This is a genomic window from Sphingomonas phoenicis (assembly GCF_047238005.1).
Classification (GTDB): domain Bacteria; phylum Pseudomonadota; class Alphaproteobacteria; order Sphingomonadales; family Sphingomonadaceae; genus Sphingomonas.
This window is the reverse complement of record NZ_JBDFMC010000002.1, coordinates 423,818-449,901: the sequence shown is the minus strand read 5'-3', so window position 1 is coordinate 449,901 and position 26,084 is coordinate 423,818. Positions and strand designations below refer to the sequence as shown.

24 protein-coding genes are annotated in these 26,084 nt (G+C 65.4%); 9 read left to right on the top strand and 15 right to left on the bottom strand.

All coding sequences use genetic code 11. The features are described from left to right. Window positions 1-38: 38 nt before the first annotated feature. From ABC319_RS03040 to ABC319_RS03030, 3 genes are all read left to right on the top strand, one after another. On the top strand, window positions 39-3,302 hold the full coding sequence (locus ABC319_RS03040; protein ID WP_413068818.1) for a PAS domain S-box protein: 3,264 nt from the start codon (window positions 39-41) through the stop codon (window positions 3,300-3,302). A 16-nt stretch (window positions 3,303-3,318) separates the two neighbouring features. Beyond that, a complete protein-coding gene (locus ABC319_RS03035; protein WP_413068817.1) occupies window positions 3,319-3,570 on the top strand; it encodes an SWIB/MDM2 domain-containing protein in 252 nt (83 codons plus the stop codon). A gap of 96 nt (window positions 3,571-3,666) precedes the next feature. Further along, window positions 3,667-4,002: a TfoX/Sxy family protein gene (locus ABC319_RS03030; RefSeq protein ID WP_413068816.1), complete on the top strand. Its 336-nt coding sequence runs from the start codon at window positions 3,667-3,669 to the stop codon at window positions 4,000-4,002. A 172-nt stretch (window positions 4,003-4,174) separates the two neighbouring features. Here the strand turns inward: ABC319_RS03030 and ABC319_RS03025 are convergent, their stop codons facing one another. Then, a complete protein-coding gene (locus tag ABC319_RS03025; RefSeq protein ID WP_413068815.1) occupies window positions 4,175-5,062 on the bottom strand; it encodes a LysR family transcriptional regulator in 888 nt (295 codons plus the stop codon). 106 nt (window positions 5,063-5,168) lie between these two features. Here ABC319_RS03025 and ABC319_RS03020 point away from each other — a divergent pair, with 106 nt between their 5' ends. Then, on the top strand, window positions 5,169-6,035 hold the full coding sequence (locus ABC319_RS03020) for an SDR family oxidoreductase (RefSeq protein ID WP_413068814.1): 867 nt from the start codon (window positions 5,169-5,171) through the stop codon (window positions 6,033-6,035). 96 nt (window positions 6,036-6,131) lie between these two features. Here the strand turns inward: ABC319_RS03020 and ABC319_RS03015 are convergent, their stop codons facing one another. The 3 genes from ABC319_RS03015 to ABC319_RS03005 form a co-directional block, all read right to left on the bottom strand. Beyond that, complete coding sequence (locus ABC319_RS03015; protein WP_413068813.1) at window positions 6,132-7,280, bottom strand: trans-sulfuration enzyme family protein; 1,149 nt, start codon at window positions 7,278-7,280, stop codon at window positions 6,132-6,134. Window positions 7,281-7,309: 29 nt separating this feature from the next. Further along, window positions 7,310-8,101 (bottom strand): B3/B4 domain-containing protein, encoded by a 792-nt coding sequence (locus ABC319_RS03010; RefSeq protein ID WP_413068812.1) that lies wholly within the window; start codon window positions 8,099-8,101, stop codon window positions 7,310-7,312. A 184-nt stretch (window positions 8,102-8,285) separates the two neighbouring features. Further along, window positions 8,286-9,194 carry a LysR family transcriptional regulator ArgP gene (locus ABC319_RS03005; protein ID WP_413068811.1) on the bottom strand — a complete coding sequence of 303 codons (909 nt, stop codon included), beginning with the start codon at window positions 9,192-9,194 and terminating at the stop codon, window positions 8,286-8,288. Between the two features lie 135 nt (window positions 9,195-9,329). Between ABC319_RS03005 and ABC319_RS03000 the strand changes: the two genes are divergently transcribed. The 4 genes from ABC319_RS03000 (at window position 9,330) to ABC319_RS02985 (ending at window position 14,931) form a co-directional block, all read left to right on the top strand. Beyond that, complete coding sequence (locus ABC319_RS03000) at window positions 9,330-9,647, top strand: DMT family transporter (RefSeq protein ID WP_413068810.1); 318 nt, start codon at window positions 9,330-9,332, stop codon at window positions 9,645-9,647. A gap of 10 nt (window positions 9,648-9,657) precedes the next feature. Then, window positions 9,658-10,272, top strand: coding sequence for a LysE family translocator (locus ABC319_RS02995; RefSeq protein ID WP_413068809.1), 615 nt, complete (start codon window positions 9,658-9,660; stop codon window positions 10,270-10,272). Between the two features lie 16 nt (window positions 10,273-10,288). After that, on the top strand, window positions 10,289-11,185 hold the full coding sequence (locus ABC319_RS02990; protein ID WP_413068808.1) for a dihydrodipicolinate synthase family protein: 897 nt from the start codon (window positions 10,289-10,291) through the stop codon (window positions 11,183-11,185). Window positions 11,186-11,637: 452 nt separating this feature from the next. Beyond that, window positions 11,638-14,931: a PAS domain S-box protein gene (locus ABC319_RS02985; RefSeq protein ID WP_413068807.1), complete on the top strand. Its 3,294-nt coding sequence runs from the start codon at window positions 11,638-11,640 to the stop codon at window positions 14,929-14,931. A 262-nt stretch (window positions 14,932-15,193) separates the two neighbouring features. Here ABC319_RS02985 and ABC319_RS02980 read toward each other — a convergent pair whose 3' ends face one another. The 3 genes from ABC319_RS02980 to ABC319_RS02970 are packed head-to-tail and all read right to left on the bottom strand — an operon-like array spanning window position 15,194 to window position 17,233. Further along, entirely contained in the window at window positions 15,194-15,586 is a 393-nt protein-coding gene (locus tag ABC319_RS02980) for an ATP-grasp fold amidoligase family protein (RefSeq protein WP_413068806.1), read from the bottom strand. Then, a complete protein-coding gene (locus ABC319_RS02975; protein WP_413071762.1) occupies window positions 15,495-16,151 on the bottom strand; it encodes a hypothetical protein in 657 nt (218 codons plus the stop codon). The genes ABC319_RS02980 and ABC319_RS02975 overlap by 92 nt, the downstream gene beginning before the upstream one ends. After that, a complete protein-coding gene (locus tag ABC319_RS02970) occupies window positions 16,151-17,233 on the bottom strand; it encodes a sulfite oxidase (RefSeq protein WP_413068805.1) in 1,083 nt (360 codons plus the stop codon). Before ABC319_RS02970 ends, ABC319_RS02975 begins: the two co-directional genes overlap by 1 nt. A 169-nt stretch (window positions 17,234-17,402) precedes the next feature. Between ABC319_RS02970 and ABC319_RS02965 the strand changes: the two genes are divergently transcribed. Continuing rightward, on the top strand, window positions 17,403-19,187 hold the full coding sequence (locus tag ABC319_RS02965) for a chloride channel protein (RefSeq protein WP_413068804.1): 1,785 nt from the start codon (window positions 17,403-17,405) through the stop codon (window positions 19,185-19,187). Window positions 19,188-19,280: 93 nt separating this feature from the next. Here the strand turns inward: ABC319_RS02965 and ABC319_RS02960 are convergent, their stop codons facing one another. The 8 genes from ABC319_RS02960 to ABC319_RS02925 all read right to left on the bottom strand — a co-directional run bounded on the left by ABC319_RS02960 (window position 19,281) and on the right by ABC319_RS02925 (window position 26,017). Next, window positions 19,281-20,429 (bottom strand): DUF1501 domain-containing protein, encoded by a 1,149-nt coding sequence (locus ABC319_RS02960; RefSeq protein WP_413068803.1) that lies wholly within the window; start codon window positions 20,427-20,429, stop codon window positions 19,281-19,283. A 4-nt stretch (window positions 20,430-20,433) separates the two neighbouring features. Continuing rightward, a complete protein-coding gene (locus ABC319_RS02955) occupies window positions 20,434-21,837 on the bottom strand; it encodes a DUF1800 domain-containing protein (protein WP_413068802.1) in 1,404 nt (467 codons plus the stop codon). A gap of 62 nt (window positions 21,838-21,899) precedes the next feature. Beyond that, window positions 21,900-22,346 (bottom strand): periplasmic heavy metal sensor, encoded by a 447-nt coding sequence (locus ABC319_RS02950; protein WP_413068801.1) that lies wholly within the window; start codon window positions 22,344-22,346, stop codon window positions 21,900-21,902. A 3-nt stretch (window positions 22,347-22,349) separates the two neighbouring features. After that, on the bottom strand, window positions 22,350-22,748 hold the full coding sequence (locus tag ABC319_RS02945; RefSeq protein ID WP_413068800.1) for a hypothetical protein: 399 nt from the start codon (window positions 22,746-22,748) through the stop codon (window positions 22,350-22,352). Then, window positions 22,741-23,301, bottom strand: a complete 561-nt coding sequence (locus ABC319_RS02940) for an RNA polymerase sigma factor (RefSeq protein WP_413068799.1) — start codon at window positions 23,299-23,301, stop codon at window positions 22,741-22,743. The genes ABC319_RS02945 and ABC319_RS02940 overlap by 8 nt, the downstream gene beginning before the upstream one ends. Before the next feature lie 39 nt (window positions 23,302-23,340). Then, window positions 23,341-23,745, bottom strand: coding sequence for an EF-hand domain-containing protein (locus ABC319_RS02935; RefSeq protein ID WP_413068798.1), 405 nt, complete (start codon window positions 23,743-23,745; stop codon window positions 23,341-23,343). Between the two features lie 120 nt (window positions 23,746-23,865). Continuing rightward, a complete protein-coding gene (locus ABC319_RS02930) occupies window positions 23,866-24,117 on the bottom strand; it encodes a GCG_CRPN prefix-to-repeats domain-containing protein (protein ID WP_413068797.1) in 252 nt (83 codons plus the stop codon). A 118-nt stretch (window positions 24,118-24,235) separates the two neighbouring features. Next, entirely contained in the window at window positions 24,236-26,017 is a 1,782-nt protein-coding gene (locus tag ABC319_RS02925) for an SLC13 family permease (protein ID WP_413068796.1), read from the bottom strand. Window positions 26,018-26,084: the final 67 nt, after the last annotated feature.

Genomic DNA, 26,084 nt, shown 5'->3' with positions numbered 1-26,084 from the left:
AGATCGTTAACTCCCGCCGCCCGCCTTGATCACGAGCTGTGCCCACCGAGGACAAGTTTCCCGACCGTTCATCCGATGCGCGCGATGCCGATCGCCTCGCGGCTCTGTACCGTCATGACATCCTCGACACGCCGGCGGACCGCAAGTTCGACCGGATAGTTGCGCTGGTGCAGAACGTCTGCCGCGTGCCCATCGCGCTGGTCAGCTTAATCGATGCGGACCGGCAATGGTTCAAGGCCAAGGGCGGCGTCGACGTGGACCAGACCGCCCTCGACACGTCGGTCTGCGCGCTGGCGATCCGTCAGCGCGACGTGTTTCAGATCGACGATCTCGCGGCCGATCCGCGCACGGCTGCGATGTCGCTCGTTACCGGCGACCCGCACCTGCGCTTCTACGCCGGCGCGCCGCTGGTGACGCGGGACGGACAGGCTCTCGGCAGCCTGTGCGCCATCGACGTAGCGCCGCGGCCCGGCGGCCTCGATACGGCCCAGATCGATGCGCTCTCGCTTCTTGCCGAACAGATCATTGAACTCATCGAGAACCAGCAGGCGATCGAGAGCCGCACGCAGGCGCTCGCGCTCGACCAGGCCGAGCGCCGTGTTCGCGAGGGCGAGGAGCGCTATCATGCAATCGTCGACTCGGCGATCGACAACGCCATCATCGCGATGGATGCCGACGGTATCGTCACCAGCTGGAGCGCGGGCGCCGAGCGAATCTTCGGCTGGACCGAAGCGGAGATGTGCGGGAAGCGCGCCAATCGCTTCTTCACGCCCGAGGACTGTGCCGCCGGCATTCCGGATCGCGAGTTCGCCACCGCGAAGCGCGAAGGCCGCGCATCGGACGAGCGCTGGCACCTGCGAAAGGACGGCAGCCGCTTCTACGCACACGGCGCGATGACTCCGCTAAAGGGGGCGGACCGGCCGGGATTCGTGAAAGCCGTCCGCGACATCACTGCCGAGCACGAGACGAAGGCTGCGTTGGAGGAGGCCCGCCGGTCCGCCGAGATGATGACGGCTGCTGCCCGTCTTGGCACCTTCGACTACGATGTCGGGGCCAACAGTCTCTCCTGGGACGATGGCTGCCGCGCCCTGTTCGGCCTGCCGCCCGGCGCGTGCGTCACCTATCAGGAGGCGTTCCTGCGCGGGGTGCATCCTGACGATCGAGCTGCCGCTGATGCTGCGGTCGTCGCTGCGCTCGACCCTACGGGAGATGGTCGCTTCGAGACCGAATACCGCACGATCGGCATCGAGGACGGCGTTCTGCGACACGTCGCCGCTCGAGGCCAGGCCCTGTTCCACGCCGGGCATGCGGTGCGCCTGCTCGGAACGGTGCAGGACGTCACCGACGCACGCGTTGCGGAGGCGCAACTGCGCGAAACGGAGCAGCGCCTGCGCCTTGCCAACCGCGCGACCAACGACGCAATCTGGGATTGGGATCTCGTCCGCGATCACGTCACCTGGAACGAGGCGATCGAGACGGCCTACGGACACGCGCTCGACGCTGTCGACCCCACCGGACGATGGTGGATCGACCATATTCATCCGGAGGACCGGGAGCGAATCGATGCGAGCATCCATGCGGTTATCGATCACGGTCTGACCGACTGGACAGACGATTATCGGTTTCTCCGCGGCGACGGCGGCTATGCCGATGTGCGCGACCGCGGTTTCGTGATCCGTGGCAGTGAGGGGCAGCCGCTTCGCATGATCGGCGCCATGCTTGATCAGACCGAGCAGAAGAGCATGGAGCGGCAGCTTCGCGACCATGCTGCCAATCTGGCGGCAAAGGTCGAGGAGAGCGTCGCGGAATTGCAACGGCTCTGGGTCGCGTCGCCTGATCTGCTCGTCGTCGCAAGCCCCGGAGGTGTCTACACCCGTGCGAACCCGGCGTGGAGCACGATCCTCGGCTATGCGGAAGCCGACGTGGTGGGTCGCTCGGCACCCGACTTCCTCCATCCCGACGATGTCGCGCCGACAGAGCGGGCGCTGGCGATCGCGCAGGTGGGCGAGCTTCCGCCGTACATCTGCAGGTTTCGTCACAAGGATGGCAGCTATCGCTGGATCTCGTGGGCAGCCGCACCCGATAACGGTGAGATCTTCGCCTTCGGCCGCGATGTCACGACGGAGCGGGAGGCGGATGAGGCGCTTCGCCGGACTGAGGACGCGCTGCGGCAATCGCAAAAGGTAGAGGCCGTGGGTCAGCTCACCGGCGGTGTCGCACACGACTTCAACAACCTGCTGACCGTGATCCGCGGGTCGGTCGATCTTTTGCGCCGCCCCGGCCTGAGCGACGACAAGCGCATCCGCTACGTCGATGCGATTGCTGACACCGCGGACCGCGCGACCAAGCTCACGAGCCAGCTGCTCGCCTTCGCTCGGCGGCAAACGCTGCAGCCGCAGGTATTCGATGCCGCCGCGAACGTGGCATCGCTGCGGGACATGCTGCAGACGCTGACCGGATCGCGGATCGACACGCGCTACGAATTGCCGGAGTCGCCCGCACCGGTTCTGGCCGACCCCAGCCAGTTCGACACCGCCATCGTCAACATGGCGGTCAATGCCCGCGATGCGATGAACGGCGAAGGTCAGCTGACCATCTCCATTAGGATGACTGACCGTATTCCGCCGTTGCGGAGCCACGCCGAGGTTGAAGGTCCGCATGTCGCCATCTCGATTACCGATACCGGCGTCGGCATTCCGAACGACCGCATCGATCGTATCTTCGAACCGTTTTTCACGACCAAAGGCGTAGGGCACGGCACCGGACTTGGTCTGAGTCAGGTCTTCGGCTTCGCCAAGCAGACCGGAGGCGACGTGCTCGTCGAGAGCGAGGAAGGACGAGGAACCACCTTCGTCCTCTATCTTCCAGTCTCGAACGTCGACCGCCAGCCGGTGAAGAACGCCCGGTCCGAGATACCGGCACTCGCGCATTCCGCCTGCGTGCTTGTCGTCGAGGATAATCGGGAGGTCGGAGAATTCGCGACCCAGGCGCTGGCGGAGCTGGGGCATGGCTCGCACTGGGTCGGGGACGCCGACGCGGCCTTGGCCGAGCTCGAGCGAGCGCCCGCGCGCTACGATGCGGTGTTTACGGACGTCGTCATGCCGGGACGGTCCGGCATCGAACTCGCCGAAGACATTGCTCACCTCTATCCCGCCATGCCGATCGTGCTCACCAGCGGATACAGCCACGTGCTCGCACAGGAGGGCACAAAGGGGTTCGAGCTTTTACGGAAGCCGTATTCGATCAGCGAGCTCGCAGAGGCACTCGCTCGTGTATACGACGGGGTGAAGTCGGCAGAGTGAAGGGTGCCGACGGCGGGTGCGCCATGTTCAATCCAACGCCTCTCCATTGTCTGCTGCAGCCGGACGGGCTGGCGGATCGCTCCCCTCGGACGCCAAGGATCGGCGGCGGATCAATGCCGACGACAAACTCCAGAATGTATTCGGCAAGATGACGACTAGCATGTCCGAGATGAAAAAGTATCTGAGCGCACAGCTCACCGCCAGGAAGAGGCAATTGAGCTTTCAACGGCTTTCCCGACCCAGCTACGGCCGCTCAGCGTCGCACTGACTTACGCCGGAAGCGGCCGCTCATTTAGCGGAGCTATTGATGCGGCCTACAGTCGTTCTGTTGCCGAAGGCGACGGTCGTCTGTTAAGCCGAGGGTATGGCTACACAGCAACGCACAGTCGATTTCTTGCTTGAACAGGCGACCGACGCCGGCGTGGTGACGGCCAAGCCGATGTTCGGTGAGTACTGCCTCTACCTCGACGGCAAGATGATCGGCTCGATATGCGATGATCAGCTCTTCATTAAGCCGACGGTATCGGGCCGTGCCCATGCCGAACCAGTCTCCGACGCGCCGCCGTATCCGGGTGCCAAACCGCAGATGCTCATCGCGGCCGATCGTTGGGACGATGCCGAATGGTTCGGCGACTTGGTGCGAATAACGGCAGCCGAGCTGCCGACACCCAAGCCGCGGAAACCGAAGGGAGGCGCGTAAGCGCCAGCGACAGAACAGACCCACATAAGGTCATTCCGAACGCGGGATCGCCTTCCCAACTTCGGCCATTCGTTCATCTCTGCAACAATGGTGCTGTCGATTGGCGGAGCTCTCCTTCCATCCGGCCGGCTTTCCCGAAAACAATGGAGAAACGGGAAAGATCGCTGACATCTCACCTAGAAAGGTAAGCGGCTAGTTCCTCCGGAGCGGCCTGCGGAAAGGCTTGCCGGAGCAAGTTCAGGAAGGCCGCCACCCTCGCGTTGAGGAGCCTGCGAGAAGGATAAAGCGCCCACAGCATAATCTCCGATCCGGCAACATTCCCCCACGTCACCAGTCTTCCGTCTGCCAGATCGTGCAGAACAAGGGACAGCGGAAGCCGCGCCACCCCGGCCCCGACACGCACCGCGTCCCGGATCATCATCAGAGAGGAGAGGCGGAGCACCGGGTCGATCGCCAGCGTCTCTAATCCGTCCGAACCCGCAAGCGTCCACGATCGGCCGGAATCAGCGCCTCGTATGACCGCCGGTGCGGCCCCGCCAGAAGGCCGTGACAAATCGGGAGCTGCAACCACGACCAAGCGGTCGTGTAGAAATGCGCGACCGACCAGCGTATCATCAGACGCCGGGTTGACCCGGATCGCAAGGTCGTAGCCCTCCTCGATCATGTCCACTGCCCGATCGTCGGTGGTCACTTCTAGTCGGACCTCCGGATGCGCCTGCGCGAATTCCGCTGCGAGCCGCCCCATTGCAGTCTGCGAGAACAACAGCGGCGCACTGATCCGCAATCGCCCCCGCACCTGACCGCCACCGGACGCAATCGCGGCCGTGGTCTCCTCCAGCTCAATCAGCAGCGCGCCCGCGCGCTCGAACAGCGCGCGTCCCTCCTCTGTCAACTTGAGGTCACGCCGCCCTCGCTCGAAAAGCCGCAAATCAAGTGCCGCTTCCAACTCGCCAACGCGCCTTGACAGCGTGGCCTTGGGGCGTCGAGCGGCACGGGACGCCGCGCCGAAGCCACCGTGGCGGGCGACAAGGGTGAAGTCGGCAAGGGCGAGCAGGTCCATGTTGTTCCACCAGTGAGACGGTGCGTCTAAATCGCGCGTCTAGTTGCACGTCCACGGATCACGCATCTTCGCTTCGTCAGCAAGACCCAACGAAGGAGCAAATGCCATGACCATTCTCGTGATCGGAGCCACTGGCCGCGTCGGCCGCCACGTCGTAGATCAGCTCGTGCAGCGTGAAGCTGATGTTCGCGTCCTCAGTCGCGATCCCGCAAAGGCCAATTTTCCTGCGGGCGTTGAGGTCGTGCAGGGCGACCTGCTGGATGTCGACACGGTGCGATCCGCCTTCACCAGCGTCCGCACGCTGTTTCTCCTTAATGCTGTTACCGGCGACGAGTTCACTCAGGCGATCATCACGCTCAACCTGGCGCGCGAGGCGGGCGTAACGCGCGTCGTCTATCTGTCGGTTTTCGAAGCCGACCGAGCCGTCAACGTGCCGCATTTCGCGGTCAAATACGGTGCCGAACGGATGCTGGAGGCGATGGGCTTCAGTGCGACGATCCTGCGCCCGACCTACTTCATCGACAACGAGGCGATGGTGAAGGACGTGATCCTGAACCACGGCGTCTATCCCATGCCGATCGGTGGCAAGGGTGTAGCGATGGTCGATGCGCGCGACATCGCTGAGGTAGCCGCGATCGAGCTGATCCGCCGCGATACCGCCCGTGACAATCTGCCGATCGAGACGATCAACGTCGTCGGCCCTGACACGCTGACCGGCGAGGCGGTAGCCGCCATCTGGTCCGACGTACTTGGCCGCCCGATCGTCTATGGTGGCGACGATCCCAGCGGCTTCGAGGCCAACATGGCGACGTTCATGCCGAAGTGGACCGCCTATGAGATGCGGCTGATGGCCGAACGCTACCTCAGCGACGGAATGATCCCGCAGGCGGGCGACGTGGAACGCCTGATCGCCCTACTTGGTCGTCCGCTGCACGCCTACCGCGAGACCGCGACCGCGCTCACCCAGGCGTGATCGGCCGCGTCCCCGATCGGGAAGCCACAATCAGGCTTCTCGATCGGGATCGAATTTTGGAAAAGTTGGTCGCCATGTTCGCCGCCCTTAAGCGCCTTATACAGGCGCCAACAGCGTGCTCAGCGCTTCGGTCAGGTCCGCAATCAAATCGTCCTCGTGCTCAAGCCCAATCGATATGCGCAGCAGCGATTCAGGTGCGGTGCTGGCAGAACCTTCGACCGACGCGCGGTGCTCGACGAGGCTGTGATTGCCACCAAGGCTGGTGGCCCGCGTGAAGATTAACAGTGCTGCGGCGACGCTCGTCGCCTCGTCCCGGCCACCCCGCACCTCGAACGATACCATGCCTCCGAACTCGCTCATCTGGCGCGAGGCGATCTTGTGGCCGGGATGCGATGCCAGTCCCGGATAATGGACCTTGGTGACGGTGGGATGCCCTTCCAGGAAGCGGGCTACGGAAAGCGCCGTCGCGCTATGGGCGCGCATCCGCACCGGTAGTGTCGCAATGCCGCGCAGCGCCAGCCAGCTATCAAATGCGGATGCCAGCACGCCGCGATGACGCTGAATGGCACGCAGTTCGTCGAGGTGCGGCCCGACTTCACGGACAATCGCCGCACCCGCCATCACGTCACTGTGACCGCCGATGTATTTGGTCAGCGAATGAACGATCACATCTACGCCATGCTCGAAAGGGCGTTGCAGAACAGGTGTCGCCCAAGTGTTGTCGGCGACAGTGGCGAACCCTGCCGCCTTTGCGATTGCCGTGACTGAGGCGACGTCGACGATGCTGACGAGCGGGTTGGATGGCGTCTCAATCCAGACGATGCCGGGTTCGCCGTCACGACACGCGGCCTCCACGGCAACGAGGTCGGCCATGTCGACAACGAGTGTGTCCAGCGAGCGGCCGAACGCGGTGTCGGTTAGGAAGGACCGGACCCCGAAGTACATATCCTGCGGGAGTACGAGACGGCCGGGATGGTCGAGCCGTAGCGCCTCAATCGAAGCCGAGATCGCGGCCATGCCCGACGAGAAGGCGATGGCGTTCGCGCCACCTTCAAGCGCAGCCAGGCATGTTTCGAGCGCCCGGCGGTTGGGGTTGTCATCGCGGCTATACTCGAAACCGCGCTGGAACCCGCCATCGGCGTCGCGCTCGAACGTAGTGGACAGGTGAAGCGGTGCGCTGACTGCACCCGTTGCCTCGTCGACCTGGCGACCGGAATGCACCGCGACGGTCTCAATCCGCATCATGTCTCTCCTGTTGTTCTTGTTGGGGACGGTCAGGCAACCGCGACGGCTTCGCGGGTGATGGAACAGCCGGAAATGAGTGTGCGCAGCCCTAGCTCAAGGAAAGCCGCCGCCTCGTCCATCGCATCGATCGGCATGGTATCGAGGCTTTCGAGGACGAACCACATCCGCCCGGTGAAGGTGTCGAGCCGGGTACGCGATCCCTGTCGCCAGTTCCACCGCCGGCATGTCACGCCCGCGTCGTCCCGCCAGACCACTTCGCCGGGAGTTGGATGCTCGATCGTAGGCTCGCCCCCCGTGATCGTGTCGAACGGCTCGGTGCGGTTGGCGATCGTGAGACGGGGAACGCCAGCATAGGCGTCGATGTTCTCGCCGCCCACCGGCACCGCGAAACGCAGGCTGACGGCGTTGTAGAGGTCGACGACGGGATTGATCGCCGGTAGCGCGCTGTCCTTCAGCACGCGCTTACGCAACGCGTGCGCGGAACACGGCGTGCGGTTGGGTTTGGCACCGAACCGGGCATAGACTTCCGCCCAGCTCGTCAGATGCGCCTCAGCCCATGCTGGATACCCCTCCTGAACGATACTGCACGCGTCGGCGAGGACAGCCGGATCAAGCGCAATCGGAGCAACGCCATGCGCGTCGACAAATAGACTGATCGCGCGGAAGCCCGGCGCGATCGTTGCAATAGCGGGGTCGATGATCGGACGCGGGAACATGCGTGGGCCTCTCGATACGGTGTTCAAAGGAAGTCGTCGGTGCGCCAAGGCGCGGCGTAATTGTGACGCACGGCCGCCTCGGATGCCTGCAACATCATTGCCCACAGACTGTCGCGCCTGGCGACGCGGGAGGGTGACGGCTTCGGGTGGGCGCGCGATGCGCGAGCGGACAAACTTGCGGACATGATAGCTCCGGGTCGGGGTAGCGGCCCGTTTCGGGTCGACGCCTATTTGGTCCCCCAAGTCCGATAAGTGAAACTCATCTGCCTAACAGCGATTAAGCCTAGCTTCACACCAGCCCTTTGGCTGCTGCCTCCTGTATAGCAGTGGTGAGACGACGCAGCGTGAGGGCGTGAAGCCGGGCGACGGTCCAATACAGCGTTACATCTAGGCGATGCTCGGGCGGCAGCTCTACAAGGCGCCCCGACGCGAGATGCCCTTCGACGAGCTGCACCGGGTTCATGCCCCACCCGATGCCGGCGAGGATGAAGTCGAGCAGGCCGTGGGTCGACGGCACCCAATGGACAGGGCCGACAAGGTTGATGCCGTGCGCCTCCCGCGCCCAACGCTCCTGCATAGCGTCGTGCCGATCGAACCGCATGTGCGGCGCGCGCGCGAGTGACGCGGCGTTCACGCCATCGGCAAAGTAGCGATCGACGAACGCCGGTGTCGCGCAGGCGGCGTAGCGCAGCGCGCCAAGCGGAATCGTCTTGCAGCCCTGAACCGGCTCGGGGTCGTCGGTAACGGCCGCCAGCACCTCGTTGGCGCGCAGCCAGTCGGCCGTGCGTGCCTCGTCATCCAGCGTCAGGTCCAGTGTGACGTTGGGGCCGGGATCGAACGCGGCAATGGCAGCCGGGAGCCATGTCGGGAGACTATCGGAGTTGACGGCAATGCGGAGCGTTATCGGGGCATCGGCCACCGGTGTGCCGCGACCGAACGACGGCGCGAGGTCGTGTTCGAGAAGGCGAACGCGGTCGAGGTGGGCGCAAAGGGTGCGGCCCAGCTCGGTCGCCTGACAGGGCTGACCGCGCACGATCAGGATCGCGCCAAGCCTCTCCTCAAGGCCACGCACGCGCTGCGATATGGCTGACGGGGTGATGCCGAGCGAGGCGGCTCCGCGCTCGAACGTGCCCTCGCGAACGATAGCGGCCACGGCGGCAATGGAGGCATAATCGAGCATGATGAAGCTATGCTTCATCAAATGAAGCCGAACAAGATTCCCTAAAATGTCAGGCAGCGGTAGTTGGCGGCAGCGGCGACCACGTTCCCGTCTCCACCTATGGAGCATCAAGACCGGGACGGCCCGGCAGCTCGCTTTGATATGGAGGCTGCTGTGGCGTGGGTCGTGCTTGTCGTCGGTGGATTGTTCGAGGTCGTATGGGCCTATGCGATGAAGCAATCGCACGGTTTCACAAGGCCATGGCCCAGCGTGGTCGCGGTGTTCGGAGTCGTGCTGAGCCTCGCGCTCCTGTCCTGGTCGATGCGTTCGCTCCCGCTTGGCACTGCCTACATGATCTGGACCGGAATCGGTGCGGTCGGCGCTTTTGCAGTCGGCATTCTGGTCTTCGGCGAACCCGCCAACCCGATGCGGCTTGTCGCCGCGTTGTTGATCCTGGGCGGGATCGTCATGATGAAGCTTGCGACACCGTAGGGGACAGGCGATGAAAGAGCTGCTGCTGGTCTATGTGGCCTATGTGATCGCGGCGGGGAGCCCCGGCCCCAGCACAATGGCAATCATGAACGTCGCGATGGGCCAAGGGCGGCGTCCTGCTCTGGCGCTGGCAGCCGGTGTCATCACCATGTCGTTCGTCTGGGGCCTGGTCGCCGCGACGGGCCTGTCCGCGCTGCTCACGCGCTATGCTCAGGCGTTGGTCATCCTCAAGGTGGCAGGTGGCATCTATCTGCTGTGGCTTGCCTTCAAGTCGGCACGCTCAGCGATGCGCGGCGATGATGCAGCCCTACCGGCAGTGCGTGAGCGCCCGAGCACAGGCGCGCTCTATCGTCGCGGTGTATTGATGCACCTCGGCAATCCGAAATCGGTATTGTCGTGGCTGGCGATCATGACGCTCGGCGTCGGCGCGCACGCTTCGACCGGACGGGTCGCTGCCGCGTTCCTCGGCTGCGTCGCGCTCGGCATCATCCTGTTCTGCGGCTATGCGCTGCTGTTCTCCGCTGAGCCGATGGTGCGCGGCTACGCACGCGCGCGCCGTTGGATCGAAGGGACGCTCGCCGTCGTGTTCGCGACCGCCGGGCTGAAGCTTATCACCGCCCGCTGAACCGGAAATCTTGCTCATGTCCAAGCTCTTCACCGGCCTGTCGGCTTTCCCGCTTACTCCGGCCGATGCCAATGGGATCGTCAACACCACGGGCATCGGCGTGCTGGTCGACCGCCTGGTGGCGGCCGGTGTGGACTCGATCGGGCTGCTCGGCAGCACTGGCATCTACGCTTACCTCGATCGCGTTCAGCGCGGCCGGGCTGTGGCCGCGGCGGTGGAGGCGACCGGCGGGCGGGTGCCGCTGGTCGTCGGTATCGGCGCGTTGCGAACGAGCTGGGCAATCGAGCTTGCCGGCGATGCGGAGCGGGCTGGTGCGTCGGGCCTGCTGTTCGCGCCCATGTCCTATGCCACCCTGACCGAACACGAAGTTCTAGCGCATTATAGCGCGGTTGCAGGTGCCACGGCGCTGCCACTGTGCATCTACAACAATCCCGGCACGACCAATTTCAGCTTCTCCGAAGCCTTGATCTGCGAGCTGGCGGCGATGCCTGGAATCGCGGGGATCAAGATGCCACTGCCAGAGGACGACGACTATGCCGGCGAGCTGGCGCGGCTCCGCGCTTCGGCGCCTGAGGAATTTGCGATCGGCTACAGCGGCGATTGGGGCAGCGCTCCGTCGCTACTGGCGGGTGGCGATGCCTGGTACAGCGTCGTTGCGGGTCTGTTGCCCGAGCCGTCGCTACGATTGACACGCGCAGCGCAGGATGGCGATGCTGGTGAGGTGGCGGCGATTGACGCGGCATTCGCGCCCCTATGGGCGTTGTTTAAAGTGCATGGCAGTCTGCGAATAATTTACGCCGTTGCCGACCGGCTCTCCATTCCTGTCGGTGATCCGCCGCTGCCCATCATGCGAGTTGGTGCTGAAGTTGTGGCGGCCGTCGAAAGTGCTCTCGACCAATTGCCGACCTATTAGGCTGAGTTACGACTTTCCTGTATAGGAACCAGTGATGGTAAATCAGCGGCGCCGATCGAGCTAACGGACGCCTGCAGGGTCAGCTTTCCCAAATCCTGTTCCCGATTGCATTTTCCCGAAATTGCCGGGTGAAGACGGAGAACGGGAAAGGCACGACCTTCCCTAGCGGCGCGTTTCGAGCATGCGGTTCGCACGGTAGGCGACCGAAACCGACTACGTTGCAACCGGGCGTTCAACCGCTGAGAGGACGCAAACTCGGTCACTCAGCGCCAAATTCGGGGCCCCCAGCTTCCGTCATCCATTCATCCTGGCGTTGAGAGGCTCGAGGGAATGACAGCTCGTGCGCGCTGTCCGACTCCTTCTTGTGAAAAAATGGACGGCGATTGAAAGGTTTGTAGCGCTAGATGCTACGTTGCGATTGCTGCGGAGAGCTGCGGAGCGCATGAAGCACAATGATCACCGCCCCTCTGCCCGGAGCTGCAGGCCCGGAAAACCTGACCGATCGTCAGGCCCGGCTCATCATCGAGAGCGCCGTCGACTACGCGATCGTCGGACTTGATACCAAAGGCCTGATAACCTCGTGGAATGCGGGCGCTCGCAATATCATGGGCTGGTCGACCGAGCATGCGGTTGGCCAGTCTGTCGCACTGTTCTTTACGCCCGAAGATGCAGAAGCGGCCATACCGGCAGCGGAGATGCGTGCCGCCGTTCGCCACGGACGCGGCCTCGACGAGCGCTGGCACATGAAGGCGGACGGCTCACGATTCTGGGCGCTTGGCGAAATGATGCCGCTTCGAAGCGCAGGCGGCGACATAGAAGGGTTTGTAAAGATCCTTCGCGATCGAACGGAACAGCGCAAAGCCGCCGTTGCGCTATCGGAGAGCGAGGATCGCTACCGCACGCTGTACGACACGATCGATGAGGGTTTTTGCATTATCGAGGTACGCTGTGACGATACGGCCAAACCGGTCGATTACCGCTTTCTGGAGGTCAACCCGGCGTTCACCCGTCAGACGGGGCTGGTGGATGCCGCGGGCAAATGGATGCGCGATCTGGCACCGGATCACGAGCAATATTGGTTCGACCTTTATGGCAAGGTAGCTCTGACCGGAGAGTCGGCACGGTTCGCGCTTCCGGCTCAGGCGCTCAATAGCCGCTGGTACGAAGTCTTCGCCTACCGCGTTGGCGACCCAGGCGAGCGAAAGGTAGCCATTCTTTTCAGCGACGTCAGTCAGCAGCGAGAAAACGATGCCCAGATCAAGGCCAGCGAGGAGCATCTCCGCAGGGTCAACGCGACGCTGCACAAGAGCGAAGCAAATTTGCGACTGCTGCTCGATACCATCAACGAAGGGTTTTATGCTGTTGATCGCGACGGGGTGACGACCAACTGCAACAGCGCCTTTCTACGCATGATGGGGTTCGAACGCGAGGAAGACGTCATCGGGCACAAACTTCACAACCTCATCCACCATTCGCATCCCGATGGCTCGGTCTACCTCGCAGCGCAATGCCCCATCTATCTTGCCGCCAGCGAAGGCACAGCGGCACATGTCAGGGAAGAGCAGTTCTTTCCCGTCAATGGCGAGCCTGTGTGGGTTGAATATTGGGCAACCCCGGTCATTCAGGATGGTACACTTCAAGGCGCCATTTGCACTTTCAGCGACATCAGCGAGCAGCGGCTCCAAGATGGTAGAATGTGGAGCGTCGAAAAGCGCCGCAGCGCGCTTTTCGACCTGACCGACACCCTGCGCAACATGGATGATCTTGCGGCGATGTCAGCGGTTGCGGCTGGTATCGTCGGGAAGACGCTCGATGTCAGCGCGACGGGATTTGGCAGGATCGATGCCGCCGGCGAGACACTCGTCATTGATCGTGATTGGGTAAGCGATCCAGCTTATCAAATTGCGGGCGAACATCCGATGCGCAACTATGGCTCGTACATAGACGACCTGTTGGCGAACCGGCTTGTAGCGATCGGTGATGTCCGTTCAGATCCGCGAACCGCGGACCATTCCGAAGCGTTCGAGGCAGCCGGCGTGTGTTCGCTGATCAATGCACCGGTTGTCGAGATGGGAAATCTTGCGGCCATATTCTGCGTCACCTCCGATCGCGTGCGCGAATGGGATGACGATGAGATCGCTTTCATGCGCGAGGTCGCTGAACGAACGCGCACCGCGATCGAACGGCGTCGCGCGGAGCAACAGCTCAAGGCATTTGCCGATACGCTGCAAGAACAGGTCGAGGAACGCACTCAGGAGCGTGACAGGGTCTGGCAGGTAAGCCGCGACATGCTCGGCGTAGCTAATGACGAAGGCGTCTGGCTGAGCGTCAATCCCGCTTGGTCGGAGATCCTCGGCTGGCCGGAAGACGCGTTCATCGGGAAGACGTCCGAGTGGATCGAACATCCTGACGACGACGCGAAGACCCGCACGGAGGTCAAGCAGCTTGCGGCCGGCCACTCGACGATGTTCTTCGAAAACAGGTTCCGTACTAGAGCCGGCGACTATCGTGACCTGTCGTGGTCTGCCGTGCCAGCGGGCGGTCTGTTATATTGCGTGGCCCGCGATGTGACGGAACAGAAGCAACGCGATGCAGCTCTCATCAAGGCCGAGGAACAGCTGCGGCAAAGCCAGAAGGTCGAGGCGGTTGGGCAGCTCACGGGAGGCGTCGCCCACGACTTCAACAATCTGCTGACGGTCATCCGGGGATCGGTCGATCTTCTCCGCCGGCCCCTGCTTCCAGACGAGAAGCGGACACGCTACATCGATGCTATTGCTGACACCGCCGATCGCGCCACGCGGCTGACAAGTCAGCTGCTGTCATTCGCGAGGCGACAGGCGCTGAGAGCCGAAGTCTTTGACGTCGGTGCCAGCATCGTCGGCATTCGCGACATGCTCGGCACGCTTACCGGCACCCGGATCGCCATCACGGTCGAGATGGCAGACGGTCCGCTCCTGGTGAACGCCGATCGCAGCCAGTTCGATACGGCCATCGTCAACATGGCCGTCAATGCGCGGGATGCGATGGACGGCGAAGGCGCACTCACAGTTGGCGTTCGTGAAACCCGCGGTATTCCAGCGACCCGGACCCACCCTCCCGTTCCGGGCCAATTCATAGCCGTCTCGATCAAGGATACCGGCTCAGGGATCGCTTCGGATCAGGTCGATCGCATCTTCGAGCCATTCTTCACCACTAAGGGCATTGGCCATGGAACCGGCTTAGGCCTGAGCCAGGTGTTCGGCTTTGCCAAACAGTCCAGCGGCGATGTGCTCGTTCGAAGCGAGGTCGGTAAGGGATCGACGTTCACCCTTTATCTGCCAACAGCCACCGGTGGAGAGCAAAGCCTGCCCCATCTGCGGGGCGAAGGTACCGTGCCGCTTGCTGCAGGGGCCTGCATTCTTGTTGTGGAGGATAACAGCGAGGTTGGCTCGTTCGCGACCGAGGCGCTGGCGGAACTCGGCTTTAAAACCCGTCTCGCGGTGGATGCTGCCAGTGCTTTGGTGGAGTTGGGAAACGACGGCGCCGGATTTGATCTCGTGTTCTCCGACGTCGTGATGCCGGGGATGTCGGGGATAGAACTGGGACAGGAGATTAGAACCCGACTCCCGCACCTTCCCGTCGTGCTAACAAGCGGATACAGTAGCGTCTTAGCCACGCAGGACAACCTGGATTTTGAATTGCTGCACAAGCCGTATTCTCTTGATGAGCTTGCGAAGGTGCTAGCTAAAATATACTCGAAAAAGTGATAGTGCATCTCTTTTGGATTGGCGGTGAGTTGCAGGGATGCTGGCGCAACGATATAGATTGCAAATGGCATGATGGACCAAGAACATAGACGAGTTTTCTGTATTTAAATTTATTTCAATATAAACTGTCAGTCGTTGGGACGTATCTAGCAAGTATCTACACTTTTGCTTAGCTAAAGCGGAAGTTGCTTAAACACCTGTCTCAGTCAGGTTGGCGGCGAGATCAACGCGGTCGTAGTGTCTGGCCTGCTTGCGCCAATCATCAGGGATATCGGCCGAACCAAGCGACGATCGAGGATGTCGGCCGATGGACCCGCAGGTCCAACGGTCGGTAGTCCGCGCCAGCGTGTGTGGATTTGACGAGGCGCCAGAGTTCGCCCAGCCACTGGTCCACCCCCTCGCTATCGAAAGGGTCGAGGCCTGATCCCGGATAGAAGGTCATCTCACCGAAACGTGGGTGCGGAATGGCATCGTAGAGGTCGATCCTGACGAAGTCGAACTCGGCCCCGAGCACCTCCGCGGCCTCGATCATCGCCTCGAGCGCGCGGGGTCTTGGCGGCGCCTCAGCGCGGCGGGATAGGACGCGCCAAGAGCGATCGAGCAGCACCCAGCGATGATCGTGCTCGCGATCGAGGTGGACCTGTATGGCGGCCACACGACCGCCGAATACGTAGAGCTTGTAATCGATCGGCAGCGCTCGCCAGAGCCGACGAAGGGTTCAGCCAGCAGACCGCGCGGCACGTCACGATAGCCCCATTCCGCCAGCCACCCGCCATAGGGCCGATCAAGCCATCGTGAGGAAATCCGTCGGATCGCTTCCCAGTCCGATCGCGCCGTCCGGACGAAAAGCCGCTGGTTGCATCCGTGACGCGACTTGACGACAAACGGCGTGGGCCACGCCGGATTATCCGGCAGCGTCTTGCCTGCCACAGCGTCGGCGTGATCCAGGCGGGACCGATCCGTTCGCATACGAAGATCTTGACCGCGACCTTGTCGATCAGCTGCGGCAGGCGGTGATCGCGGTCGTAAAGCTTGCGCCACTGGACCAGCTCGGTGAAGCGGCGCGGATCGGTGAGGTCCAGCCATCGCCAGTGCCGCCAGAAATAGGTGAGATGGACGAGGCCATGATCTCTCGCCGCGGACCCGATCCCGGCGGGCAACGCGACGATGTCGGCCGTGGTGGCTTCCTTATCGCAGAGAATGCTGTCGATGCGCGTCATCACGCCGCAGTTACGGTCACCCGGTGCCAGGCGGTCGAGAGATAGCCGGCGAAGTTCCACAGATCGTCCGGTCGCTCGGGCTGGCCCTGGCCGGCCTCGTCAATCGCGCGAACGGTCAGCCGGTGGCGACCGGGCAGGAGTTCCGCCTCCACCTGCCATTGCGTCCAGGCGCGGGGCGCGTTCTCTTCGCGGTGCACTCTGGCCTGCAACCAGTCGCCCCCGTCCACTGACACCTCCACCCGGCCGATGCCCCGGCCGGAGGCAACGGCGTACCCTCGGATCATCCGGCGACCTGCCGGGACCTCGCCGCCGTCCTGTGGTTCGCAGATGGCAGCGTTGAGCGGCATCTCGTTGATCGTGATGCCCTGCTCCCAGTCCGCCTCGTCTGCGGTCACGCTGGCCGGAAACAATTTATAGTCCTTCGCCTGGATCGGTGCCTCGGAAGCGGTCGCGCGAAGCTCGATTCGAGTGAGCCACTTGGGACTGCGCACCCCGGCATAGCCCGGCACCACCATCCGCAGCGGCGCGCCATGCTCGGGCCGCAGCATGTCGCCGTTCATCGCCCAGACGATCAACACGTCCGGCTCCAGCGCCTTGTCGAGCGGGATCGACGCACCATAAGGGGCCGTCTCGCCCTCGACCTCCACCTGGTCGGCGGCCGTGAACGCCACATGCCGCGCCTCTTGCCGCACCCCGGCTCCGGCGAGCACATCGGCCAGCGCGACGCCGGTCCACTCGGCATTGCCAATCGCGCCGATGTTCCAGGGATCGCCCTTGGTGGGCCTGACAGGCTGGAACTCGGCACGGCGGTTGCCCGCGCATTGCATCACCGAGACGACGCTGCGTTCGACGAACTGGTCGCGAAGCGATGCGAGCGTGAGACGCAGCGGCGTATCGACGAGGCCATCCACGACGACAGCGTGTTCGTTCCCGAGATCGGGCAGCGGCCCGTGGCTCCGAACGTAGAAATCCGCCTGAGAGGTCAGGAAGTTCGCCATCAGCCGGGCCGGTTTCGCCTCGGCGTTGAGCGGATCGGCGCCGCGGACAATCAGGTTCTGCTCGGCGCGGGCGAGAGGTGTCATCATTTACTCCTTCGGAGGCGCAACGCACGACACCATGGCGCCGTGCCACCTGTCAGCCCGTTCCGTGAAGTCCACCGGACGGAAAAGGGTCGCCCTTCGCAAAGGGGGATCACGATGCCACGCTCTGAAACCATGGCGGTTTACGGCGAACCGGCTAATCCCGTCGCGGATGAGCAAGGCATCGACATTCCGGTCTGGTGGTATCGCCACGCCGTCCCGCTTCCTGTCGACCGGCTGGGTGTGGCTGTGCCGCCGGCTGCGGGTGAGCGAGGCGGCCTTTATTCTCGTCGCGGTCGCGATCGGCGCCGCTGCCGGGCTGGGCAGCGTCCTGATCGGCAGCATCGCGCGAACGCTCCAGCACCTGCTCTTCGCGTTGCCGCCGACGCTGCGGCTGAGCTCGCTGCCCTCGCTCGGCTGGCCGACGCTCGCGGTGCTGCCGGTCGGCGGCGGCGTGCTCGCGCTGTTCTCGCTGGCGACGCGCGCACGGCAGCGGCAGCTGGTCGACGCGGTCGAGGCGAACGCCCTCCACGGCGGGCGCATGTCGATGGTCGATAGCCTGGTCATTGCCGGCCAGACGATGCTGTCGAACGGATTCGGCGCGTCGGTCGGGCTCGAGGCGGCCTATGCCCAGATCGGCGGCGCCGTTGCGTCCCTGCTCGGCCGCGCGCTGTCGCTGCGGCGCGGTGACCTGCGCACGCTGGTCGGCGCCGGTGCGGGCGCCGCCATTGCGGCCGCGTTCGGCGCACCGCTGACCGGTACCTTCTACGCGTTCGAGATCGTGATCGGCGCCTATACTCCCGCCGCGATCGCCCCGGTTACCGCCGCGGCACTGACAGCGACCTTCGTCTCGTCTCTGTTCGGTGCCCAGCCCTATATCGTCAGCGAGACCGCGGGGCGGGCGATCGAGACGCATCACTATCTGATCTATGCCGGCCTCGCGGCGATCTGCGCGCTGATCGGCATCGTGCTGATGCGGTCGGTGGCGCTGGTCGAGATGGTGACGCGGCGGCTCAAGCTGCCCGGCTGGTCGCGGCCGGCGATCGGCGGCGCGCTGCTGATCCCGCTCGCCGCGCTGTCGCCGCAGGCGCTGTCGGCCGGGCACGGAGCGCTGCACATGGATCTGATGGCCGGCGTGTCGCTCGGGCTCATCGCCACCATAATCCTCACCAAGAGCGCGGCCGCGATCGTCTCGCTCGGCTTCGGCTTTCGCGGGGGGCTGTTCTTCGCCTCGCTGTTCCTTGGGACGCTCGTCGGGCATCTGTTCGCCGGCGGTGTCGCACTCGCCATCGGGCACCCGGTCGTCGATGCGACGAATGCCGCGATGGTCGGCATGGCGGCGCTGGCGGTAGCGGTGATCGGCGGGCCGTTTACGATGGCGATGCTGGTGCTGGAGGCGACGCACGACTTCGCCCTGACCGGCGCGGTGCTGGCGGCGGCGCTGGTCGCCTCGACGATCGTGCGCGAACTGTTCGGCTATTCCTTCTCGACCTGGCGGCTCCATCTGCGCGGCGAGACGATCAAAAGCGCGCGCGACATCGGCTGGACGCGCGGCCTCACCGCCGGGCGGATGATGCGTCGCGAGACGCACGCGACCCACACCGACATGACCGTCGCAGAATTCCGCCGCCGCGTGCCGCTCGGCGCCACCAGCCGGGTCGTGCTGGTCGACCGCGATGATCGCTACGCCGGCATCGTCCAGACCGCGAGCGCCTATGCCGAAGGGATCGACGCCGACGCCTGCGTCGCAACGCTCGCAGGCGATAGGGATGCGGCGCTCGCGCCCGATCAGGACATCGTGGCGGTAATGCAGCGGTTCGACGCATCGGGTGCCGACGAGCTGGCGGTGCTCGATCCGCAGCGCCATGTCCTCGGCCTGTTATCCGAGACCCATGTCCGCCGCCGCTACGCCGAGGAGCTGGAGAAAGCGCAGCGCGAGCTGTTCGGGGAACGATAGCGATCTCTGCCGCTGCGACGGAAAGTGCAGACTAAATTACTGCCAGTCGCGTGCTTCCGAACCTCTCAAGTGCAGACATTAGTCGATCGCCTCCTATGTACGCAGCAATCCGGTGATCGGCCGTTCGGTGGTCGCCTGCGCGAACAGGCTGCGGCCGACGCGCTGTGGGTCAAGGGCAAGGCTCTCGGCCACCGCGCCGGCGATGACGGCATCCAGCGCACTGGTCGGGCGCAGATCGCGCTGGTCGTACAGGCTGGCCGGGGCAAGACCCGGCCAGTCGGCGACGACGCGGCCGCCCCTGACTGCTCCACCTAGCAGCATCGCGACAGATCCCGTGCCGTGATCGGTGCCGCCGGTGCCGTTCACCGCCGCGGTCCGCCCGAACTCGGTCGCGACCAGCACCGTGGTCGCCGTCCATGCCGATCCGAGTCCGTCCCGAAGCGCGGCGACGAGCGCGTCGAGGTTCTTCAGTTGATTGGCGAGCCGCCCCTGTTGCCCGCTGTGCGTATCCCAGCCTAGCGTCTCCAGCATCGCGATCCGTGGCCCGTTGGGCTTGGTGAGGAAGCCGGCGGTGAGCCGGCCGAGGCTGGCGGGGTCCTGTCGGGCGCCGAGATCGCCGGCCAGCCCCTTGGTTTCCAGCGCCGCCGCCCATGGCGCGTGGAGCTGGGGGTCGGCATCGTAGAGCGCGGTCACCCGCGCCATCAGGTCGTCGGCCGCCTGCGGCAGCGCCGACGGAGCGAACGAGGCGACCTGGATCGGACCGCGCAGGGCGGTCGGCACCGTCGGCGCGATCGCGATCGCCTCTTCGGTCGATCGGGGCAGCATCGCGACCAGCCGGTTCATCCAGCCGTCGCGCACTGCATAGGGCTGGGCGCCGCCCGTCTCGAGGACGTTCTGCCCGTCGAAATGCGACCGGTCGCGATAGGGCGACGCGACGGCATGGACGAACAAGGCCTGCCCTTGTCCATACATCTTGCCGATCTCGCCGAGCGCCGGATGCAGGGTGAACATGGCGTCCAGCCTGGTGGCGACCGCGGCGTCGCCGATCAGCGATCCGCGGAGCGCCGCGAACGCAGGGTCGCCCGTCGGGCGAACGATGTCGAGCCCATCGGCCGCGCCGCGCTGGATGATGAAGACGAAGCGGCGATCGGTCGGCACCGTCGCGAGCGCGAGGCCGGGCGCCACGAACAGCGCTCCCGCCCCCAACGCGGCGGTGGACAGGAACTGGCGGCGGGCGATCATCGGATCATCTCCTCAGGAAATCGGGCGAAACCAGCATCAGCGCGATGGCGCCGGCGGGGCTCTCGGCGCGAGCGATCTGTTCCGCGGTGGCGGGGGCGAGCGATGCCGGCATGATCTTGGGGGCGATGGTACGGGCGTCGACTGTCTCGCCCAAAGGCGCCGCCAGCCGCTGTGCGATCTCGACCCGGCGGAGCAGCGCGTCGGAGCCCGTCCAGCTCGCTGCGACATCGTCCCACCCGGCCGGCGCGCCCGGTTTCCAGACCCGCTGGCCGAGCTGCGTCTGCAGCGCCGCGATCTGCATGGCGCCGACGGTCCGTCTGCCGGTCCCGCGCAGTGCGGAGATCGTCCACTCCCACGGCGTCTTGAACTTCGTCGGGGTCGGCGCCCAGGCTTCGGGCGAGGCGATCAGCGTACGGTAGAGCGTCGGCAGGTCACCGTCGCTCACGGTGAAGCTCGCCGCCAGGCGGCCGACCAGCGCCGGCGATGGCTCGTCGCCCGCGAAATGACGCGCGATCTTGGTGGCGACGTGGGTCGCGGTGGCAGGCGCCCGTGCAAAGTCGGCGAGGGCGGCGTTCGCCTGCGCCTCGCCGCCGTCCGCATAGCGCCGCCCGAGAATGGTCCTCGCGCCGGGTTCGTGCTGCGCCGGTCGGAAGACGAAGCGGTTCGGATCACCCTGTGCCGCGCCGCCGAGCCCGCCGATCGACCAGCCGGTCAGCGCGCGGGCGAACTCGGTCACATCGGCCTGCGTGTAGCCGGACCTGACGCCCAGCGTGTGCAGTTCCATAATCTCGCGCGCCAGATTCTCGTTGAGCCCGCGCTTGCGGGCCAGGTTGCGGGCCGCGGCGGGGCTGTCGGGTCCGATCGACTGGACCTGATTGAGGTAGATCAGCATCGCCGGATGCCGCTCGACCGCGAGCAGCATGTCGGAGAAGCGGCCGAGGACGTGCGGCCTGATCGCGTCGCGCTCGAAGGCGGCGGCGAAGGCGGTGACCCGAGGATTGTCGGCCGACACGCAGAAGTGGTTCGACCAGAAATGCACCATCCGCTCGACGAACGGCGCCTCGGTAGCAAGCGCGGCGTCAGCGCGGGCGCGCACCCCCTCGGCGTAGAGCGCCTGGACATCCTGTCGAAAATCCTGCCGGCCCGCCTTCAGCGCGGCCTTGGCGTCGGTCGCCGCCTGCCCCGCCGTCATCTGCCGACTGTCCCGCTGCTGCTCGCGATAGCGCGCGACGATCGCGCCCGCATCGGCAAGCGCGGCGAAGCGGGCGGGACGCCCATCGAACCGATCGAACTGCTCGACGATTGAGCGCGGCGGATCGGCAGGCGGCGGGTCGCCGGGTCGCGCACCGAGGCCGAACCGGTTGAGCGCGATGGCGGCTGGCGACAGCCGGGTGGGCTGGACGGGCACGATCGTTCCTCGCTTGACGTGTTCTCCCTTAAACGGCCCGCCAACGCGTTTCCGTCGCGCGCCTATTCTCCGCTCGGCGCACTCCTCCCGGCGCGGCGCTCCATCGCCCCGGCGAGCCTGGCACGATCATCGGCCGGCAGGCCCGCCGCGAAGGCCACCGCCCGCCGCTCCACCGCCGCGCGCACCGCCATGTCCGCCGACCGGGCGCGATCGAGCGCGACGAGGACTGCGGTTTGGTCGACGGCGTCCTGCCGCAGAAGTTCTGCGGCCTCGACCTTGGCGGTCCGCGAGATATCGATCGTGGGACGCATCGCCCACCGGGTCTGGCGCAGCGCCTGCCGGAACGGGCGACGCTCGCTCGCGGGCAATTCGGCGCCGGCGATGCGGAGCGAGCCTGCGTTCAGCATCCGCTTGCCGGTGCGCAGCGACGTATAGCCCGCGACGAGTGCGGCGGCGAGGAACAGGTTGAGGATCACCGAGGCGATCAGCGCGATGCGGAGCCGAGACATTGTCTAGCCATCCGTTCCGGCGATGTCGCCGAAGGACGTGCTGCTGGCGACGACGTCGGCAGGCGCGACCATCGCGACGGCCGCGGTGCCGGCCACCGCGCCAGCCAGCGTCGCGGCGATCCCCATGCCCGACCACCACCACCGCAACCGTGATCGCATGCTTACGACGGCGATCGACCCGCGCGCCTCGATGTGCGCCGACAGCGTCGTCGAGGGCGCCGCGACCGTCCACTCGTCGAGCGTCATGTCGAGAACGGAGGCCCGCGCGAGGATCGCCTCGCCCTCGGGCATCCTGCCGAGACGAACGGCTTCGTCGCGGCAACTTTCCGGCCACCGGGCAACGACACCGCCATAGGCATCCGCCAGCGCACGGAAGCGATCGAGGCCGAGCGGTTCAGTCATGTGTCTCGCCTTCCTGCGGCGATGCCAGCCGCATTCGCAATGCCCGTCGCCCCCTGGCGAGGAGCGATTCCAGCGCCTCGACGCTGATATCCAATGCCCCGGCCGCCTCGGCGCCCGACAGATCCTGATAGTGGACCAGCAGGATCGCGTCGCGCTGGCGCTCGGGCAGCGCGGCAATCGCCGCCGCGACCTGCCTGCCGCGTTCCGTCTCCAGCAGCATCCTTTCCGCGTCGGGCGTCGGGTCCGCCGTCTCGGGTACCGCATCGCTCGCCACCTCGCGCCGGCGACGCAGCCGGTCGCGGCAGAGGTTGAGCACGACTGTGTGAAGCCACGTGTCGAACCGGGCACGCCCCGGCTGCCACTTGCCCGCACTCCGCCAGACCCGGACGAACGCCTCCTGCGCCACGTCCTCGGCCGCGGCGGGATCGTGGAGCATCCGCGTGGCCAGGCCCAGGACGCGCGGCAGCTTCGCGGTGACGAGCAGCCGCGTCGCGGCCGCATCGCCGCGTCCGATCCGTTCGACCAGACCGGCATCCGGGTCGTGTCCGCTCAAGCCTGCACTTTCCCGTCGCCATCGTCATCCGTCGTTAGGTCACGATTCCGCGTCACCGTGCTTCTCGGCGGCCCGTGCCGCGGTCCGTTCGGCCGACGTCAGCCTGCCGTCGCCATCGGTATCACGTCGCTCGAACCGGCGCGCCATGATCGCGGCGATCTCCTGCCGGTCGATCAGGCCGTCGCCATTCCGGTCGAACCTGCCGAAGCGGCGGGCGGGATCACCCTTGCCCGACGTCGCCGACGCTAGGAACTCGGCCCGGCTCACCTTGCCGTCACCATCGGTGTCGGCCGCCAGTATCCGCCGCTCGTGACGGGCGGTGAAGTCCTGAAGCGTCATATCCGTCGTCGGCCGTGAAAGCCGAGCATTCGCCTGTTGCGGCGGCTGCCTCGTCTGCCCGCACGCCATCGCCGGGAGCAGCAGGAACAAGCCGGCGAGTGCCATACACTGAGGAGCTCTAGTCGCCATCACGACGTCATTCCCGTCAACTGCGAACAGGTTGGTACTCCCGTCGCATAACCTATCCAGCAACTCCGGGCGGCAGCCGCCGCCCGGACCCGTTGTTCAGCGATAGCGCCAGCCGCCGTGCCACCGATAGCGATGGCCCCAGTAGCGGTTGCCGTGCCAGTAGCCGCGGCCTGGATAGTAGACCCCGACGACGGGGCCGCGACGAACGTAGCGCGCGCCGCGATTGGGGATGCACCGGCCGTAATAGCCGCGGTGAAAACCGGCGCCGCACCCTTGCCGCGCCTCTGCCGGCGCAGCGGCGACGATCGTCGCGCCCAAGGCTGCCGCTGCCAAAAGAAGGTTCTTCATGATCGGATCGCTCCTTCGTTTCCGCCGCTGGCTGGCGGCGATGGACGTTGAACGACGTGTGAGCGGCTTTCCGTCGCGGGCGATCACGAAAAACATCGTCACCCTTCTAAACGCCGGATTATCCGCCCTGGAGCGGCCAGAAGAAGGCGATCAGCGGCACGCCGAGCACGATCACCATGATCGACAGCGGTAGTCCGAGCCGCGAATAGTCGCTGAACTTGTAGCCGCCCGGCCCCATCACCAGCGTGTTGCACTGGTGCCCCACGGGCGTCAGGAAATCGCAGCCCGCGCCCGTCGCAACCGCCATCAGGAAGGGATCGGGATTGAGCCCGATCTGCTTGGCCACCATCGCCGCGATCGGCCCCAGGACGAGCACGGTCGGTGCATTGTGGAGGAAGGGCGCGATCACCATCGCCGCCAGCATCAGCGCGCCGAGCGCGATCATCGGCGCATGCCCCTGCAACAGCGGCGCGAGGAGGTGCGCGACGTAATCGGTGCCGCCGGTCCGCTGCACCGCCTCGCTGATCGGCGTGAGCGCCCCGATCAGCACCAGCACGCCCGGCTCCAGCGCGCCGTACGCCTCGCGCATCGGCAGCGCGCCGATCACCACCATCAGCAGCGCCGCGCCGAAGAAGCCCGCGACCACCGGCACCACGTCGAACGCGATCAGCAGAATGGCGACGATCAGGATCGCAATCGTCGCGAACGCCCGGCGCGGGTTACCCAGCTTCACCTCGCGCTCGGCCAGCGGCAGTAGCGAGAGCGAGCGCAGGAACTCCGGCAACGCGCTCTCGCCGGCGCGGATCAGCAGGACGTCGCCCGCCTTGATCGTCACGTCGCGCAGCCGCTCGGTGACGCTCCGGTCCTGCCGGCTGATGCCGAGCAGCTTGACGCCGTAGCGTTCCTGCAATCGCGCGCGTCGCGCGTTGCCGCCGATGAGGTCGGAGTCGGGCTGCACCACCGCCTCGATCGTGCGCACCTCCTCGCTCTTGCCCTCGGTCTCGACCTCCTCGTCCGCCCGCGCCTGTTCGAGCGGCAACCGGTCGAAGGCGGCGGCGAGCGCGCCGTCGGTGCCCTCCAGCACCAGCACGTCGCCCGGTTCGAGCGGATGGTCGTCGGTGATGTCGACGCGCCGGCCGTCGCCATCGATCCGGCCCACCGCCATGACCCCGTGCTTCGACAGGTCGAGGTCGCCGACCGACGTGAGTTTGTCGGACAGCTCGGCCGCGACCGTCGCCTCGGTCGAGAAGAAGGTATCGGCATTCGCCTCGCCAAGCTCCTCGCGACCCTGCCGATCGCGCGGCAGAATGCGCCATGCGACGCTGAGATAGAGGAACGCCACGAGCGTCAGCGATAGCCCGACCGGCGCGAAATCGAACATGCGATAGGGCTTGCCCATCAACTCCTCGCGCACCTGGCTGACGATGATGTTGGTCGAGGTGCCGACCAGCGTCGACAGCCCGGCGACGAGCGAGATGAACGCCATCGGCATCAGAATTGCGGAGGTCGCGCCGTCCTTCTCGCGGCCGGCGCGGATCGCCGAGGGCAGCAGGATGGTCAGCGCCCCGACATTCTTGGTGACGAGCGACAGCGCGCCGGTCGCCGCGACGAAGAACGGCACGCGGAGCGACAGCCGCCCGATCCGCTTCAGCACCGGCGCGACCAGCCCGTCGACGACGCCCGACCGCGCTATCGCGGCACTGATGACGAGTGCGGCGGCGATGATGACCACGACATCGCTGGTCAGCCCGGTAAAGGCCTGCTTGATCGGCACCAGCCCCAGCGCGACCGCCACCATCAGTGCGACGAGCGACACGACATCGTAGCGGAACCGTCCCCAGGCGAAGAACAGCATCGTCACGCCGATGATCGAGAAGGAGAGAATCTGCGGCGTGGTCAAGCGGATGGTCCGATCGTCGTGAGGCGGACGGTGAGCATAGGCGGGCCGCCGACGATCGCGCCAGCGC

Excerpts from the sequence above, each read along its gene's own strand:
- ABC319_RS02975 (WP_413071762.1), bottom strand. The coding sequence starts at position 16,151 with ATGACGCGCATCGACAGCATTCTCTGCGATAAGGAAGCCACCACGGCC.
- ABC319_RS02990 (WP_413068808.1), top strand. The coding sequence starts at position 10,289 with ATGTCCAAGCTCTTCACCGGCCTGTCGGCTTTCCCGCTTACTCCGGCC.
- ABC319_RS03015 (WP_413068813.1), bottom strand. The coding sequence starts at position 7,280 with ATGATGCGGATTGAGACCGTCGCGGTGCATTCCGGTCGCCAGGTCGAC.
- ABC319_RS02965 (WP_413068804.1), top strand. The coding sequence starts at position 17,403 with ATGAGCAAGGCATCGACATTCCGGTCTGGTGGTATCGCCACGCCGTCC.
- ABC319_RS02950 (WP_413068801.1), bottom strand. The coding sequence starts at position 22,346 with ATGTCTCGGCTCCGCATCGCGCTGATCGCCTCGGTGATCCTCAACCTG.
- ABC319_RS02970 (WP_413068805.1), bottom strand. The coding sequence starts at position 17,233 with ATGACACCTCTCGCCCGCGCCGAGCAGAACCTGATTGTCCGCGGCGCC.
- ABC319_RS02985 (WP_413068807.1), top strand. The coding sequence starts at position 11,638 with ATGATCACCGCCCCTCTGCCCGGAGCTGCAGGCCCGGAAAACCTGACC.
- ABC319_RS02930 (WP_413068797.1), bottom strand. The coding sequence starts at position 24,117 with ATGAAGAACCTTCTTTTGGCAGCGGCAGCCTTGGGCGCGACGATCGTC.
- ABC319_RS02995 (WP_413068809.1), top strand. The coding sequence starts at position 9,658 with ATGAAAGAGCTGCTGCTGGTCTATGTGGCCTATGTGATCGCGGCGGGG.
- ABC319_RS03025 (WP_413068815.1), bottom strand. The coding sequence starts at position 5,062 with ATGGACCTGCTCGCCCTTGCCGACTTCACCCTTGTCGCCCGCCACGGT.
- ABC319_RS03020 (WP_413068814.1), top strand. The coding sequence starts at position 5,169 with ATGACCATTCTCGTGATCGGAGCCACTGGCCGCGTCGGCCGCCACGTC.
- ABC319_RS02960 (WP_413068803.1), bottom strand. The coding sequence starts at position 20,429 with ATGATCGCCCGCCGCCAGTTCCTGTCCACCGCCGCGTTGGGGGCGGGA.
- ABC319_RS02945 (WP_413068800.1), bottom strand. The coding sequence starts at position 22,748 with ATGACTGAACCGCTCGGCCTCGATCGCTTCCGTGCGCTGGCGGATGCC.
- ABC319_RS03030 (WP_413068816.1), top strand. The coding sequence starts at position 3,667 with ATGGCTACACAGCAACGCACAGTCGATTTCTTGCTTGAACAGGCGACC.
- ABC319_RS03005 (WP_413068811.1), bottom strand. The coding sequence starts at position 9,194 with ATGAAGCATAGCTTCATCATGCTCGATTATGCCTCCATTGCCGCCGTG.
- ABC319_RS02935 (WP_413068798.1), bottom strand. The coding sequence starts at position 23,745 with ATGGCACTCGCCGGCTTGTTCCTGCTGCTCCCGGCGATGGCGTGCGGG.